Origin of the sequence: Vibrio pectenicida (assembly GCA_024347015.1) — a bacterium.
GTDB classification, from domain to species: Bacteria; Pseudomonadota; Gammaproteobacteria; order Enterobacterales; family Vibrionaceae; genus Vibrio; species Vibrio pectenicida.
The window spans coordinates 2,225,659-2,242,216 of sequence record AP024889.1 but is presented as its reverse complement, the minus strand read 5'-3'; the positions used below and the strand labels follow the sequence as shown (position 1 = coordinate 2,242,216).

Genomic DNA, 16,558 nt, shown 5'->3' with positions numbered 1-16,558 from the left:
GAAGACCTTACTAATGAGGTCTTCATATGTTGTGTTCAAATTTATTGCTCAGAGTATTACAGTTTTGTTTCCAAACACAAAAACATGATCATTAATCACTTTATTTAGGGCTTTACTCAATACGCTTTTCTCTACATCACGACCTGCTTGCGCCATATCTTGCGCACTAAAATTATGGTCTACAGGGATGACATCTTGTTTGATGATCGGGCCTTCATCGAGGTCGTTAGTAACAAAATGTGCAGTTGCACCAATTATTTTCACACCTCTATCATACGCTTGCTGATAGGGTTTAGCGCCAATGAATGCAGGTAGGAAACTGTGGTGGATATTAATGATTTTATGGTGGTATTTTTCAACAAAAGGTGGAGTTAGCACTCGCATGTATTTAGCTAGAACAAGATAATCTGCATTATACTGCTCGATAATTTCAAGCAGCTTTTGCTCATGTTCTTCTCTATCTAATCCTACATGTGAGACATGATGGTAGGGTATGTCAAATTTCTCAGTTAGACACTGAAGTGTATCGTAGTTACCTACTACAGCGGCAATATCGACATTTAGGCTGCCATCGTAGCTTTTCATCAGAATATCACCAAGACAATGTGCTTCCTTTGTTACCATAACTAATATACGTTTCCGATTAGGACCGATTAACTTTCGTGACGCGCCTTGCGGCAAAGCTTGGTCAAGTTCGTTAAGGAGTATATTGTCGTTAAAGTACCCCTGTAGCTCGGTACGCATGAAAAAGTGACCACTCGTATTGTCGACAAATTCGTTGTTGTGAATAATATTAAGCTGATGCTTGTAGCAGATGTTAGTGACTTTAGATATAAGCCCTGAAGCATCTTTGCAGTGAGTTAGCAGTATTTTCTTTTCCATTGGGTTAAAATTTCCGTGAATTATTTTTTTTGTGGTATGAAATTAATGTTTTGGGCCAAACAAACAAGCAGCCTGAATAATATCAGCTACAATTATCCTAATGTTGTGTCAGTTTCAACTATTAATCCTAGTTAACCGTTTGGTTTGATAAATTTTTATTGAAACTGCCAGATCTCAGCCCAAAAGGTGGTACATATGGATAGAGATCTACTCGCACGCAAGTTGTATTCGGAAAGAGTGAGTGCACTACTTGGTGATCAAGAACTGAATGAAGAACTTCTCAACGAAATGTGGGAAAACAAAGCTTCGCCGAGTGAAGCCGTTCGTGCAATGACTGATGGCCAAAATGACTTTGAAGGGCCTGCTTGGTTGTCGCGTTATTTGAATCGACGTTGAGTGCTTATACAAATAATTCAACCCGTCTCACAGATATTAAGGCGGGTAAGAATACTTGTGCTTTAATTAGTTCGCATCCCTCTAATGAACCTGACATAATCTCCGTTTATCTTATCTTACCCCCGTATTTTCTTGTTGATGATTTCAAAGACTTTTTCTGCCGATGGTGCTTTAGGCAAAGTAATCCAAGGCTTTCAACCTAGAAAAGCTCAGTTGGAAATGGCTGAAGCAATTTCTGCTGCGATTCAGGCTAACCAGCAAATGGTGATTGAAGCTGGTACAGGAACCGGTAAAACTTTTGCTTACCTCGTGCCAGCACTTCAAAGTGGTAAAAAAACGATTATTAGTACTGGGTCAAAAAACCTTCAAGAGCAATTATTTCATCGAGATCTACCCTTAATGATTGATGCTCTTGGTTTTTGTGGCCAGGTTGCACTTTTAAAAGGTCGAGCTAACTATTTATGTCTTGACCGTTTAAGCCGACAAATGGTTGAAAGCCATAGTGATCGTGCCGATACCGTTCTACTTAGTCAATTGGTTAAAGTACGAGCTTGGTCAAGTGAAACAAAAAGCGGTGATCTTGGCGAGTGTAACGAAATTGCGGAAGACAGCTTAGTTATACCAACCATTACTTCAACTAATGATAATTGTTTGGGGAAAGAGTGTTCTAGCTACCAAGATTGTTTTGTTCTTAAAGCTCGCAAAAAAGCGATGGATGCTGATGTGGTAGTGGTAAATCATCATCTATTTTTGGCGGACTTGGCAATAAAAGAAACGGGTTTTGGAGAATTAATTCCTGAAGCTGAAATTTTTATATTCGATGAAGCGCATCAGTTACCTGATATCGCTAGCCATTATTTTGGGCAGTCTTTGTCCAGTCGTCAGATCCAAGAATTATCTAAGGACATAGAAATAGGTTATCGAACAGAAGCGAAAGATATGCGCCAGTTGCAAAAAGTGGGCGAGAAGTTGTTGCAAAGTGCAATGGACCTCAGAATCACTTTGGGGGAAACAAGTTTTCGAGGTAACTGGCGTGAAGCGTTAGCGTCCCCTGCTATTAAAAAAGAGCTTCAACGCCTGCGTGATACACTGGATTTTTGCCTTGATGTACTCAAATTAGCGCTTGGCCGAAGTCAATTGCTGGACACAGCCTATGATCGGGCGAGTACTATCCAAGCGCGTCTAGTTAGAGTTTGTGACGTTTCTATAACGGGATACTCATACTGGTATGAGACTACTCCGCGTCATTTTTGTTTACATATTACGCCTTTGTCGGTTGCAGAAAAATTTAAAGAGCAGATCGAACAGGCGAGTGGCGCATGGGTATTTACGTCGGCTACGCTTGAAGTTAGAGGTGATTTTGAGCATTTCACGTCTCGGCTTGGTTTGCATCCAGATATGGAATTAGTGCTTGCTAGCCCGTTCGATTACCAAAGCCAAGCAAGGTTATGTGTTCCTCGCTACTTGCCTGAACCCAACAGTCCTCAAATGGCAGATAAGTTAGCCTCTATGCTAGGACCTGTTATCGAGAAGAACCAAGGGCGATGCTTTTTTCTTTGTACTTCTCACAGTATGATGAAGGAACTGGGGGAGAGGTTTCGCAATACTTTATCTATTCCAGTGCTAATGCAAGGTGAGACAAGTAAACAGAGAACACTAAAAGAGTTTATGGAGTTGGGTAACGCTTTACTCGTCGCAACAGGAGCATTTTGGGAAGGGATTGATGTTAGAGGTGATGCCCTTAGCTGTGTTATTATCGACAAGTTGCCTTTTACTGCTCCGGATGATCCCTTACTAAAGGCGAGAATAGAGGATTGCCAGTTAAAAGGTGGTCAGCCATTCTCTCAGGTTCAGTTACCAGAAGCGGTAATTACGTTGAAACAGGGCGTTGGGCGTTTGATCCGTGATGAGAGAGATAAAGGTGCGTTGATCATTTGTGATAATCGCTTGGTCACTCGTGATTACGGTGGGGTATTTCTTGCCAGCTTACCGCCCATTCCTCGAACTCGGGATTTAGGAGTCGTGCAGGATTTCCTTGTACAAATATCAGAAACAAACGAATAGTTAGAGAAACCAATGAGCGCAAAAATTCTCGCCTTAGATACTGCGACAGAAAATTGTTCTGTTGCACTACTTGTTAACGATTGTGTCTATGTTCGCAGACAAGTAGCACCACGCGATCACACTAAAAAAATTCTGCCAATGGTGGATGAAGTACTAAAAGAAGCTGGTCTTAGGCTAACTGACCTAGATGCTCTGGCATATGGGCGTGGTCCAGGTAGTTTTACAGGAGTGCGTATTGGCATCGGTATTGCACAAGGTTTAGCGTTTGGAGCTGAACTCCCGATGATTGGTATTTCAACTTTACAAGCGATGGCACAAGGTAGTTTTCGTAATATGGGAGCAACCCATGTTGCTTGTGCAATTGACGCTCGGATGAGTGAAGTTTATTGGGGACGATTTGCACGTCAAGAAGATGGCACTTGGTGCTCTATTGATGAAGAAGTAGTTATTCCACCAGCTATACTAGCTGATAACAGTCAAGCAGATGATTTTACTTGGATGAAAGCTGGAACCGGTTGGGGCGCATATCCAGATGAACTAGACAAAGTTCAGTTTGAAGTGATTCAAGGAAATGCATTGTACCCTGATGCTGAAGATATTGCTTTGTTGGCAAAATTTGAATTTGAAAAGGATAATATAGTCACTGTTGAAGATGCAAGCCCTGTCTATTTACGTGACAAAGTTGCATGGAAGAAGCTACCTGGTAGAGAATAAGAGGTTACAAGACGGAGAGTATGGTTTCTATTAATGGATTACCTCCATCAGTTTCAGGGCCCAACAAAGCCAATAAAACTGGAACAAAAGGCGGAGTAAAAAAATCTCAGGATAATCCATCTGTTGGACAGCCAAGCAAAGTGGCTAATGCAGTGGCACAGTCCATCCGTCATGTTCACGAGTCAGATATTCATAAGGCTCAACTGCAGTATGATTTTCCTGAAGGACAAGGAAGAAAAGCACTGCAAGAGTATATGGATGTGATGAATCAATCGAAACGAGAGGAGTTATCGCAACTCTTGGGTGTCGATCTTTATATTTAACATTGTTGATAGATTAGCTATGAAATCAAAAATATTTAAATTTTCTGTACTGGCTTTTTTGCTATTTGGAATCGGTGCCTGTAGTACTTTGCCTGAGGGCTTGGTATCGACTAACCAGAACCTACAAACCAATTATTCAGCTTGGAATGCAACACTTGATGTCACACAGGAACTTCGTTTAGGAGGTGTGATTGCGAGTGTAAAAAACCTAAAAAATAAGACCAGAATCGAAGTGGTTAACTTGCCGATTGGTTCAAGTGGTAAACCAGATATAAATCAAGAGCCCCAAGGGCGTTTCGTGGGATATTTAGAAGGTTTTGCTGACCCTGTAAAGTTCGCTGAAGGTCGTTTGATTACTTTACTTGGTGATAGTGACCGTCAAGAAACTGCGACGGTTGGTGACTATAGCTACGATTTTCCGGTGATGAAAGTGAAAAGCTACCACTTGTGGAGAATTGAGGAACGTGTTGTTATCCACAATGATTTTGGTCCCAGTAAATATTCTTGTCGCGGTCTTTATTGTCGAGAAATTATCCGAGGTACTCAGCAAGGAGTGGTTATCCAAGAAGTAAAATGAGATTAAGAGATACTCGGTATTCCCTATCTGAAGGCTATTTGACCGCTGTTGAATGCGGTTACAGTCATTTAGCAAAACGCTCAGTGGTATTTATACATGGGTGGTTGGACAATGCGGCTAGCTTTGAGTCTGTGATGAGAGCGTTGCATGATATGGATCCTACTCTTCACCTCTGTGCAATAGACCTTTCAGGCCACGGTAAATCTAGTCATAAGTTGGGCAATAATTTTTACCCATTTCATGATCATATTGACGATATATATCAATTTTTGTCTGATTTATCGCCAAATAGGTTGGTGTTAGTCGGTCATTCGCTTGGTGCTTTGATTTCAAGTTGCTATAGTGCTGCTTTCCCTGAGCAAATTAATGGATTAGTTGAGATAGAAGGACGCGGACCTTTGTCCGAAGATAGTAGCCAAACCGTCTCTCGTTTGAGAGAAGGAGTCTTGAGCCGCCAGAGAATTCGCAATAGACCGAGTCGAGCATTTTTGTCACAAGATGATGCCATTGAAGTTAGATCTAAGATTAACCAAATTCCTGCTGAACTTATCAAGCCTATTGTATTAAGAGGCCTAAAGAAAACGACAGAAGGTTGGCAATGGCATCATGATGAAAAGTTACAAAGTCAGTCTTTGTACCGGATGTCCCATCGACATGCTCAGTCGATTCGACAGCAGATTACTTGCCCTCACTTGGTTGTTTTAGGTGAAAAAGGTTTTCCTTATCTGAAGAAAAAACAGCAAGGAGAGCGACAATTAATTGAAATTGTTACAGTTGAAGGTGGCCATCATTGTCACCTACAAGCTCCTTCTAGAGTATCTGATCTGATTTTTGCTTTAGTTAACAAAATTTAAACAAGCGTTTGAGCCTTTCGTGCTCTGGCTGCTTGCTTGTGTTGTAATGCTTGCTTATTAACATGCGGTGTTTTATCGACAACAGCCAGCTTATTTCGAGGAGTGTTATCGTGGATAAACCTTGGTTATCTCGTTATCCTAGTGATGTGCCAGAGCACATCAATCCAGAGCAATACCCGTCTCTAGTAGAAATGTTTGAACAGTCGGTGCACAAGTTTGCAGATCAACCAGCTTTCATTAATATGGGCTCGGTAATGACTTTCCGTAAACTTGAAGAGCGCAGCCGAGCTTTTTCTGCATACCTACAGAATGAACTAAAACTTAAGAAGGGTGACCGGGTTGCTTTGATGATGCCCAATCTCTTGCAATATCCTGTTGCTTTATTTGGTGTGTTACGAGCTGGCCTAATAGCCGTCAATGTAAATCCTCTTTATACACCGCGTGAATTAGAGCATCAGTTAAATGACTCAGGGGCTAAAGCAATTGTCATAGTTTCAAATTTTGCTAATACTCTTGAACAGGTAGTAAATAGAACATTGGTCAAACATGTGGTGTTAACCAGTTTAGGCCAGATGCTTCCACGAGCAAAAGGAACTTTGGTTGATTTTGTTGTGAAGTACGTTAAGGGTATGGTGCCTAAGTATGACTTACCTGGTGCGATTTCAATGCGAAAGGCCTTACACAAAGGTCGCCGTCTCCAATACGTTAAGCCTTTCATGTCTGGAGATGATATTGCATTTTTACAATATACGGGTGGGACAACTGGAGTTGCAAAGGGTGCCATTCTGACTCATAGAAATATGATCGCTAATATAATGCAAGCTAAAGGTATGTATGGCCCTGTTCTTGATGAGGGTAGGGAAGTGGTAGTCACCGCCCTCCCTCTTTATCATATCTTTGCTTTAACGGTAAATTGCTTATTATTCTTAGAGTTCGGGGGTAGTAACCTGCTAATTACAAATCCACGAGATATACCTGGCTTTGTCAAAGAACTAAAGAAAAATCACTTCACGGCACTAACAGGTGTTAATACTTTGTTCAATGCACTACTGAATAATGAAGATTTTCACGAACTTGATTTTAGCCAATTAAAATTGGCTATCGGCGGTGGAATGGCTGTGCAGAGAGGTGTAGCAGAACAATGGAAGAAAACGACAGGTATTCATCTTTTTGAAGGTTATGGACTAACCGAATGCTCTCCCTTGGTAACCGTTAATCCGCATGATATGGGAGAATACACAGGTGCTATTGGGGTAGCTGTGCCTTCAACTGATGTTCGTATCGTTGATGAGCAAGGGAATGAACTACCTAATACACAGGTAGGGGAGCTTCAAGTGCGTGGTCCTCAGGTGATGCAAGGGTACTGGCAGCGACCAGAAGCGACAAAAGAAGTAATTAATGCTGATGGTTGGCTATCAACGGGTGATATAGTCAAGTTTGATGAACAAGGCCTGATCCACATTGTTGATCGTAAGAAAGATATGATTTTAGTATCTGGCTTTAATGTTTACCCAAATGAAATTGAAGATGTCGTTGCATTGCATGGTAAAGTTTTGGAGGTCGCCGCCATAGGTCAGCCTCATGAGGTTTCTGGGGAAGTTGTCAAGGTCTTTGTCGTAAAGAAAGATTCTAGCTTGACTAAAGACGAGGTAATTGCTCATTGCCGTGAACATATGACAGGTTATAAGGTACCTAAGCTGGTCGAATTCAAAAACGAATTACCGAAAACGAATGTTGGTAAGATATTACGGCGTATTTTGCGTGAAGAGAATGATGCAAAACTCGATAAAGTTAGCTAAATTCAAATATAAAAAGAGAACCAAATATTTAGCTATTTAGTCTGTAAAATGGCATTGCAGAGAATAAGTGGACATTGGTGATAAAGTGCCGGCTATAATCAGTCGGCATTTTTATTTATAGACTCTAGGGCGTGTTGATGCATTCAAAATCAATGGCAACACACCTTAATACTCACAGTGAGAGTGTTGTGGATTATCAAATCATTACCCAATCAGAACAGTTAAATACAGTGTGTCAGCAGGCAAGAAAAGCTGACTTTGTTATGTTGGATACAGAGTTTGTAAGGACTCGTACATTTTACCCACTACTTGGGCTTATTCAGTTATATGATGGTAAGCAACTTTGTCTAATTGATCCGACTGTAATTGACGATATGTCGGCTTTTAATGCACTTTTGCTTGACACATCAGTGCTTAAAGTACTACATGCTTGTGGAGAGGATCTGGAAGTATTTAAAAACAGTTTCAACTGTCTTCCTTACCCAATGGTGGATACTCAAATAATGGCTGCATTTTTGGGCCATGGCCTATCGACAGGTTTTGCGGCTCTAGTTGAATCGTATCTAGGTATTGAACTAGACAAAAGTGAGTCTCGTACTGATTGGTTAGCGAGACCACTAACCAACAAGCAGCTTGAATATGCTGCTGCGGATGTTTTTTATTTGCTGCCATTATATGAAAAGTTGTTTGCTGCTATTAACCAATCAGGCTGGTGGGAAGCAGCACAGCAAGAAAGCGATTTATTGGCAGCCAAACGTATAAAAAACATTGATCCTGAGATTGTTTATCTTGATATTAAAGGAGCTTGGCAGCTGAAACCAAAAGAGTTGGCAATTTTGCAACCTCTAGCAGCATGGAGGTACAAAGAAGCAATACGCCGTGATTTAGCTTTGAATTTTATATTCAAAGAAAATGATCTACTTACCATTGCCAAATTGGGGCTACAAAGCAAAGAAAGCATGGGATGTGAAGGGCTAGATAGCCGTTCAGTTGATCGACACAGCGCAAGAATCATATCAATCGTGAAATCTGCACGAATGCAGTCTGGTGAAAACTACCCGAACAAAATTGAACGTTTAATGGATATGCCAAGTTATAAACAGAAATTTAAGGTGCTTAAAGATGAAGTCAAAAAAGTGTCGCAATCATCGGGCTTAGCGAGTGAGTTTCTTGCATCTAAAAAGCAGCTAAATCAAATTATTAGTTGGGTTTGGAAGAAGAATCGAGATCCAGCCCAGATACCTGATGTAATGCAGGGTTGGCGTTTGGATCTGCTTGGTGAAAAATTGAATAAGCTTCTCTAAAGAAAATTAAAGAAGGGCTTTCATTTGAAAGCCCTTCTTGGATTAACCTGCTAGTACATCAGTTGCTACTTTATAGCTAGGATCTTCTTTGACGTTTATCTCCACTAAGCTTCCAGCTTTATCGAGTAATTTACGGCAGTCTGGGCTTAAATGACGTAAATGTAGCGTTTTCCCGACAGAGGAATACCTTTCAGCCAGTGTCTCGATGGCTTCGATGGCTGAGTGATCCGTAACTCTTGAGTCTGCAAAGTCAACAATGATGTCCACTGGATCATTATTAGCATCAAATAACTCGAGAAAGTTAGCAGTAGAACCAAAGAAAATTGGCCCGTGGATCTTATACACTTTTGACCCTTCGGTATTAACGGCAGTTTCTGCATAAATGTGTTTTGCATGTTGCCAAGCGAACATCAGAGCCGATGCGATGACGCCGATTCCAACAGCAATAGCAAGATCAGTTAAAACAGTAACAACCGTCACGAGAACGATTACAAAGAAGTCCTGTTTTGGTACGCGACGAGCTAGTTTAAAGGTTGCCCACTCAAAGGTGCCGACAACAACCATAAACATCACTCCCACAAGTGCGGCAAGAGGGATCATCTCGATGAGTGCTGAAGCAAATAAAATGAATATGAGCAGGGCACTTGCAGCAACAATACCAGAGAGACGACCTCGTCCACCAGAATTTACATTGATCATTGATTGCCCAATCATCGCACAACCACCCATGGCGCCAAATACCGAACAGGTAATATTCGCCATGCCTTGACCGATACACTCCCGATTTGATTGCCCGCGTGTATTAGTCATTTCGTCGAGTACTGTCAGTGTTAAGAGAGATTCGATAAGGCCAATAGCTGAAAGAATAATAGCGTAAGGCAAAATGATTTGCAGAGTCTCCAGATTCAATGGAATCATAGGTAATGAGAAAGTGGGTAAAGAACCTGCTAGAGTCGCTTGATCGTCTCCAGACATAGTGCGCAGAAAGTCAACAACAGTGCGAGTTTCCAAGTCCAAGCCTACGACTAAGGCTGTGACGGTTACAATGGCGACAAGTGATGATGGGACTGAAGTGGTAAGTTTGGGTAAAAAGTGAATGATTGCCATTGTTAAAGCAACCAAACCAAGCATGAGCATCATTTGGTCTTGGGGTAGCCAAGTGAGTATACCATTGATATCAGGTGCTTTAAATTGGCCTAATTGAGCTAGGAAGATGACAATCGCTAAACCATTAACGAAGCCAATCATCACTGGATGTGGCACGATTCGGATAAACTTACCCAATTTAAATATTCCAGCCGTGACCTGAAGAAGACCAGCCAACATAATCGCGGCAAATAAGTACTGCACTCCATGGGAAGCGACCAGTGATACCATGACTACCGCCATTGCGCCAGTTGCACCAGATATCATACCAGGCCGCCCACCGAAAACAGAAGTGATTAGGCCAACAATAAAGGCTGCATAGAGTCCAACCATAGGATCGACGCCAGCAACGAATGCAAAGGCGACGGCTTCTGGAACCAGTGCTAGGGCAACGGTTAAACCAGACAATACATCATTTTTTACAGAGTGTTTTGAAAATTGAGGGAATTCAAACATGTTTGCTCAGTTATGCTAAATGTTATCCGGATAACAGATAACGATAAATTAATAGATAAAAGTATAGGCTCTGACTCAATCTTCTTGTAAGTAAATACTATGAAAGAAGAGTATCGGAAATTAAGCAAAAGCTTCAGAGTGGCCAGACGAATGCTACCTAAAAGCATGATTAAGTTCAATAATGACTCAGATACGGGATGTTAATGTTGATGATTAGTCAGACTTGCAGTCCTGTAAAAAGTATAAAAAGAGAAAAAACAGCCCCACATAGGGGGCTGTTTAATTTATCGAGGTATAACTGACTAATAGCTGTGGGGTCTAGTCATACCTGCACTTGATTTATTGCGAGCAGCTTGACTACCCGCACCTTTAGGTAAATAACGTGTTTCACGAAAAGGTGCTGCAATGACAGCAATTTCTTTCATCTCTGTATTTCCTGGTGCTTTTGCCATAGGTGCCGAAGAATGGCCCTTAAAGGCTGTAGGCATAAAAATATCAGAGTGCGATTTATCTTCAGAAGAGTTCAGAACGTCTTGTTTTTTTACCGGTTCTGGATTCACTTTTGTTGGCGTTTTTGGCTGATTAGATACTTCAACCTGCGCTTCTAAAGAAGGTGTTTCAGATTCAACAATCGTTTCTACTGAAGGTGTCTGTTCGATCTTTTCTTGCTCTAGAGCATTAGTAGGGTGAACAATAACTTTACTCATTGCCATCTCAGGACACACAACACCACCAAGTACATTATCGGATAAGCTAGGTACTGTCTCTTCAATCTGCTTTGGTTGTGGCTTAATTATACCGTAGCTTGGCATAACCTTGCCCATCGCCATTTCTGGAGATGCAACACCGCCTTTACGCAATCTGAAAGGGTTAGGGCGACGATCGCGGCCACGGCGTCTGCGTTGTCCACTTGCTCGCAGGTGACGTGGTGAGCGACGATTACGGCGCTGTTTAGGTTGTTCTGCTTCTTCATCTGACACTATTTCAGCTTTCTCTATTACTGCTTCTTGAGCTGCAATAGCCTGAACTTGTTTTACTTCTTCAGATGTGACTGACTGAGCATTTTGGTCTTTGGTTCGTATTTGCTTGGTCAACTTACGGCGTTGACGGCGCTCTTTGACTTTGGCTGTTTTTTCTTCTGTGCGTTTTGGCTTATCATCATTCTGTGCCTCAGCCGCAAGTTTTAGCCCTTCTTCAGCGACTTTGGTTGTTTTCACATCGTCCCGTTGCTTATTACGACGTTCTTGCTTAGGCTTACGATTTTGCGGCTTATGCTCAACTGCCGATACTTTGCTATCAGAGACCAACTCGTCACGGTCGCGTTGCGGTTTGTTACGATTGTTATCGCGTTTCTCATCTCGGTTGTCTTTACGACTATCGCGGCCATTACGACGGCGCTGGTCGTTACGGTTACGATGATTACGATTATTTCTCTGCTCATCTTGTTTGGTATCTTGAGCTTGCCTAGAGTCTGATTGTTTTTGTTCTGTTTGGGAACCAAATAGGAAGTACCCAACAGCTTTGAACAATCTAGTGACCAAACTAGGCTGGTTAGGATTGGAAGCTATGTTTCCAGATACCTTTGGTGATTGTTTGGGGGCTGGTGCCGATTGAGATGGTGCAGCAAAACCTTTGAGTGCTGGCTCTTCAACTTTCTTTGGTTTAGTGTCGGTTTCTACTACATCTCTACCTTCAGCTTCTTTAATTTCATCTAGCTTACTTGGTAGTAAGTAAGATAGAAGATCAAATTCTTCTCCTTCGCGGACACGAATTACGTCGAAGTGAGGTGTTTCCATCTCTGAATTTGGAACTACCGTAATTTTAACTTCTTGAATGCGCTCGATGTGATTGACTGAGCGACGTTTTTCGTTAAGAAGGTAAGAAGCGATAGGAACTGGAACAACCGCAAGCACCTGTGTTGTATTGTCTTTAAGCGCTTCCTCTTCGATGAGACGAAGAACGGAAAGAGCTAAAGATTCATTGTCACGAACAACACCTGTGCCAGTACAGCGTGGGCATATGTGATGACTGGCCTCTGCCAAAGATGGGCTTAGCCGTTGGCGTGACATTTCTAAAAGGCCAAAACGAGATATGCGGCCAATTTGAACCCGAGCACGATCAAGTCGCACTGAATCACGCAGACGATTTTCTACTTCACGTTGGTGGCGTACTGGAGTCATGTCGATAAAATCGATAACGACCAAACCACCTAGATCGCGAAGCCTAAGCTGACGCGCGATTTCTTCTGCAGCTTCAAGGTTTGTATTAAGTGCAGTTTCTTCAATATCTCCGCCTTTGGTAGCACGGGCAGAGTTAATATCGATGGATGTTAGTGCTTCTGTTGGATCGATAACGATAGAGCCGCCAGAGGGGAGACGAACTTCACGCTGAAAAGCTGATTCGATCTGACTTTCTATTTGATAATGGCTGAAAAGAGGAATTTCACCGTCGTATTTCTTGACTCGATTGACAAAGTCAGGGCGAATAAGGCGAATATGCTCCAATGCTCGTTCATGAATGGTGTTGCTATCAATCAGAATTTCACCAATATCACGACGTAAATAGTCACGAATAGCGCGCACAATAACATTGCTTTCTTGATGGATAAGCAGAGGGGCGGGGTGAGCTTCTGAAGCCTGTTTAATAGCGCCCCAATGGTTGAGCAGGACGTTAAGATCCCATTCCAACTCTTCTGCACTTTTCCCAACACCTGCAGTTCGAACTATCAGCCCCATACCCTGCGGTAGGTCCAGAGTACTCAAAGCTGCTTTAAGCTGTGTGCGTTCGTCACCTTCTATACGGCGTGAAATACCACCAGCACGAGGGTTGTTAGGCATCAAGACAAGGTAACTACCTGCAAGAGAAATAAAAGTAGTCAGTGCTGCTCCTTTACTGCCACGCTCCTCTTTTTCTACCTGAACAATGACTTCCTGACCTTCGGTGAGAACCTCTTTGATGCTAGGTCTACCTTGATATGTATATCCATCAGGAAAGTATTCTCTAGAAATTTCTTTCAGAGGAAGGAAACCGTGCCTGTCTGCTCCGTAGTCAACAAAAGCAGCTTCTAAGCTGGGTTCAACGCGGGTGATTCGTCCTTTATAAATATTTGCTTTCTTAGATTCGTGTCCTGGGCTTTCGATATCTAAATCATATAACCTTTGACCATCAACCAAAGCTACACGCAACTCTTCTTTTTGAGTTGCGTTAATTAACATTCTTTTCATTAATAAATCTCGTTGTCATTCTATGGCTTTTGTTGCCTTTTCGTCTCTTTCAAGGTGCCTGACCCCATGGCTAAATATGTGCAGCCTCACGGCTGGAGGGGTGCTCTTGGACACGTCAGCCTCACAAGTTTTTCCCTTGTGAGCCGCTATAAGGCGGATAATACTCAACATGAAAGCTCTATGAGTAGGGCAACAAGCTTGACTAATTTTTCAAAATGTCTTACGCCGTATGCTGCATTTCACTAAACTAGCGGCTACTCAATACATTGCTCAACGATGGTTAGGTTATAGTAAAATAGGACCTAATCATCCATCGCAGGTGTGAACTATAGCAGTACCCATTAAACTCAGCAATCTGCTTTGCTGTAAAAGGTTAAAAAACCTATTTTATATATTTTTAAATGATTGTATTGTTAGCAATTATCCATCCTTTTCCGCAGTCAATAATTATCTTGATGAATTTTCATGTTTAGCCATTAGTGAAACTCAGTCTTTAAGATGAATTTTATAATTTGTTGTGCAGAAAACGTGAACTTACAAGCTGCTCAGTGATAGAATAACTAAATGAGCGAAATTAGAACCCAAGTCCAGTTTGTCGACATTGATGAAGATATGGCTGGTCAACGTATAGATAATTTTTTACGTAATCAATTGAAAAATGTCCCGAAGAGCCTAGTTTATAGAATTTTGCGAAAGGGAGAAGTCCGTGTAAACAAAAAACGCATCAAAGCTGAATATAAACTCCAAGCAGGAGATTTGGTACGTATACCACCTGTAACCATTGATGAAAAGCAAACTGAACCTTCAGCGATTAGCACTAAGCTTAATAAGGTGGCAGAACTTGAACAAATGATCATTTATGAAGATGATCATTTGTTAGTGCTCAATAAGCCGTCGGGGACAGCAGTTCATGGTGGAAGTGGGCTAAAGTTTGGTGCTATTGAAGCTTTGCGTGCATTGAGGCCCCAAGCACGTTTCCTTGAACTAGTGCATCGTATAGATCGCGATACTTCTGGCATATTGTTGGTTGCTAAAAAACGGTCTGCACTTCGTCACCTTCAGGCTCAATTTCGAGCTAAAACCGTACAAAAGTATTATTTTGCGCTCGTGATGGGGCAATGGAAATCCAGTTGTAAGAAGGTGACCGCACCACTTTTAAAAAATGAAATCAACAGTATCGTGCGAGTTAACCCACAAGGTAAAAGTTCTGAGACGCGATTTAGAATTATCGAAAAATTTCCTGATGCGACGTTGATTCAAGCTAGTCCAATTACTGGTCGTACTCATCAAATCCGTGTTCATACTCAATATACAGGGCACCCAATAGCCAAAGATGATCGCTATGGTGATAGCCGATTTGACGTCTACATGGCAAAAATCGGCTTAGACAGGCTTTTTCTGCATGCTGCAAATATAAAATTTCAGCATCCAGAAAATGAGCAATGGATGGAAATCAATGCCCCACTGGAAAATAAGCTTGAACAAGTATTGTCTGGCTTACGCAAACTCATGAGTTAGATGCAAAGTCGGTATATCAGAGTTGTAGAACATCTAAACCTTGTGCCTGTAGCATAGCGACGAGATCGATCAACGGCAGGCCAACAAGAGTATTTGGGTCTTTACCTTCTAACTTGTTAAATAATGCAATCCCTAGTCCTTCGCTTTTAAAGCTCCCTGCGCAATCATAGGGTGTTTCTTTATCAACGTAATTTTCTATTTGCGACTGTGTTAGATGACGAAAATGCACATTGAAGGTATCTAAATGGACATGAGTTTGCTTTTGAACAGTGTTGTAAACAGCGAGTCCTGTAAAAAATTGAATTGTTTTTCCATTTTGACGGTTAAGCTGCTCGATGGCTGTTTGGCGATTGAGAGGTTTGCCTATGATCTCCCCTTCAATGACACATACTTGGTCACTGCCAATAATAAGACTTGGTTGGTTGACAATACAAGTCTCTGCTTTAGTTTTAGCTAGACGCTTGACTAAAAGTTCAGGGCTTTCGTTTTTTAGAGGCGTTTCGTCGCAGTTCGGAGCTGCAGTGATGAAAGGTATTGAAAGTTTAGACAGTAAATGCTGCCTGTATTTAGACGTAGAGGCTAAAACAACTTGGTACTGTGTCATATTTTTTGATTACAATTGATTTCATTTGGATTCAAAAGAGTAAATCATATTGAGCTTGCCGTCGTTGATGTTTTGATAGCAATGAAAAAAACTATAACTTTTTGTCCTTTTTCTTTGACTAAGATTAAATAGGAAGATAGAATTCGCGCCCTATGCAAAAGGTAAAAATACCGCGAACAGTTGATCCGGCACGAACAGCACAAAAACGCTTAGACCTTGATGGTATTATTCAGGTCAGCCTTTTTAAACGTTTGTTCGAATCAGTTGAAGGCGTTAAACGCGACGCTCAGGTGTTGTTGTCATTTGAGTTAGATGAACAGCGACTCGTTGTTATCTCTGGTAAAGCTAACATCGAAGTTGATTTAGAGTGTCAACGCTGTAATGAGACTTTCGCATATCAATGCGAAGTTGAATTCACTTATACTCCATATTATTGTGAAGAAAGTGAAGAAAATGCACCGGAAGAGTACGATTTGGTAGATCTAAACGAGTACGGTGAAGTTGATTTAATACAGTTAGTTGAAGATGAGTTCATTCTAAACTTACCTCAAATTGCAAAACACAGTGAAGCGGATTGTAGCGTTCAATCAAACAACTTGGTATTTGGTGAAATTCCAGAAGAACTTGTGGAAGAAAAGCCGAATCCATTCGATGTTTTAAAAAACTTAAAGAATTAATTCTTTAAGAGTTAACATAG

Annotated in this window: 14 protein-coding genes; 10 read left to right on the top strand and 4 right to left on the bottom strand. The window is 41.5% G+C overall.

Going from position 1 to position 16,558, the window contains the following annotated elements:
- Positions 1-48 precede the first annotated feature (48 nt).
- Complete coding sequence (gene purU, locus OCV27_RS10310; RefSeq protein ID WP_125319808.1) at positions 49-882, bottom strand: formyltetrahydrofolate deformylase; 834 nt, start codon at positions 880-882, stop codon at positions 49-51.
- A 195-nt stretch (positions 883-1,077) separates the two neighbouring features.
- Here purU and OCV27_RS10305 point away from each other — a divergent pair, with 195 nt between their 5' ends.
- The 8 genes from OCV27_RS10305 to rnd all read left to right on the top strand — a co-directional run bounded on the left by OCV27_RS10305 (position 1,078) and on the right by rnd (position 8,913).
- Positions 1,078-1,278, top strand: coding sequence for a hypothetical protein (locus OCV27_RS10305; RefSeq protein ID WP_125319807.1), 201 nt, complete (start codon positions 1,078-1,080; stop codon positions 1,276-1,278).
- A gap of 138 nt (positions 1,279-1,416) precedes the next feature.
- Positions 1,417-3,342 carry a DNA repair helicase YoaA gene (locus tag OCV27_RS10300; protein WP_125319806.1) on the top strand — a complete coding sequence of 642 codons (1,926 nt, stop codon included), beginning with the start codon at positions 1,417-1,419 and terminating at the stop codon, positions 3,340-3,342.
- Positions 3,343-3,354: 12 nt separating this feature from the next.
- Positions 3,355-4,056, top strand: coding sequence for a tRNA (adenosine(37)-N6)-threonylcarbamoyltransferase complex dimerization subunit type 1 TsaB (tsaB, locus tag OCV27_RS10295; RefSeq protein ID WP_125319805.1), 702 nt, complete (start codon positions 3,355-3,357; stop codon positions 4,054-4,056).
- 20 nt (positions 4,057-4,076) lie between these two features.
- Complete coding sequence (locus OCV27_RS10290; RefSeq protein WP_125319804.1) at positions 4,077-4,379, top strand: chromosome partitioning protein ParA; 303 nt, start codon at positions 4,077-4,079, stop codon at positions 4,377-4,379.
- A gap of 19 nt (positions 4,380-4,398) precedes the next feature.
- Positions 4,399-4,956: a Slp family lipoprotein gene (locus OCV27_RS10285; protein WP_125319803.1), complete on the top strand. Its 558-nt coding sequence runs from the start codon at positions 4,399-4,401 to the stop codon at positions 4,954-4,956.
- Positions 4,953-5,810 (top strand): alpha/beta fold hydrolase, encoded by an 858-nt coding sequence (locus OCV27_RS10280; RefSeq protein WP_125319802.1) that lies wholly within the window; start codon positions 4,953-4,955, stop codon positions 5,808-5,810. Before OCV27_RS10285 ends, OCV27_RS10280 begins: the two co-directional genes overlap by 4 nt.
- Before the next feature lie 110 nt (positions 5,811-5,920).
- Positions 5,921-7,609: a long-chain-fatty-acid--CoA ligase FadD gene (fadD, locus tag OCV27_RS10275; RefSeq protein ID WP_125319801.1), complete on the top strand. Its 1,689-nt coding sequence runs from the start codon at positions 5,921-5,923 to the stop codon at positions 7,607-7,609.
- Between the two features lie 188 nt (positions 7,610-7,797).
- Entirely contained in the window at positions 7,798-8,913 is a 1,116-nt protein-coding gene (rnd, locus tag OCV27_RS10270) for a ribonuclease D (protein ID WP_125319850.1), read from the top strand.
- A 42-nt stretch (positions 8,914-8,955) separates the two neighbouring features.
- Here the strand turns inward: rnd and OCV27_RS10265 are convergent, their stop codons facing one another.
- Together OCV27_RS10265 and rne are read right to left on the bottom strand one after the other, a co-directional pair.
- A complete protein-coding gene (locus tag OCV27_RS10265) occupies positions 8,956-10,515 on the bottom strand; it encodes a SulP family inorganic anion transporter (protein ID WP_125319800.1) in 1,560 nt (519 codons plus the stop codon).
- 302 nt (positions 10,516-10,817) lie between these two features.
- A complete protein-coding gene (gene rne, locus OCV27_RS10260; protein WP_125319799.1) occupies positions 10,818-13,739 on the bottom strand; it encodes a ribonuclease E in 2,922 nt (973 codons plus the stop codon).
- Between the two features lie 564 nt (positions 13,740-14,303).
- On the opposite strand from rne, the gene rluC reads away from it, so the two are divergent.
- Entirely contained in the window at positions 14,304-15,257 is a 954-nt protein-coding gene (rluC, locus tag OCV27_RS10255) for a 23S rRNA pseudouridine(955/2504/2580) synthase RluC (RefSeq protein WP_125323041.1), read from the top strand.
- 16 nt (positions 15,258-15,273) lie between these two features.
- Here rluC and OCV27_RS10250 read toward each other — a convergent pair whose 3' ends face one another.
- Complete coding sequence (locus OCV27_RS10250; protein WP_125323042.1) at positions 15,274-15,861, bottom strand: Maf family protein; 588 nt, start codon at positions 15,859-15,861, stop codon at positions 15,274-15,276.
- Positions 15,862-16,013: 152 nt separating this feature from the next.
- Between OCV27_RS10250 and yceD the strand changes: the two genes are divergently transcribed.
- Entirely contained in the window at positions 16,014-16,538 is a 525-nt protein-coding gene (gene yceD / locus OCV27_RS10245; RefSeq protein WP_125323043.1) for a 23S rRNA accumulation protein YceD, read from the top strand.
- Positions 16,539-16,558 lie beyond the last annotated feature (20 nt).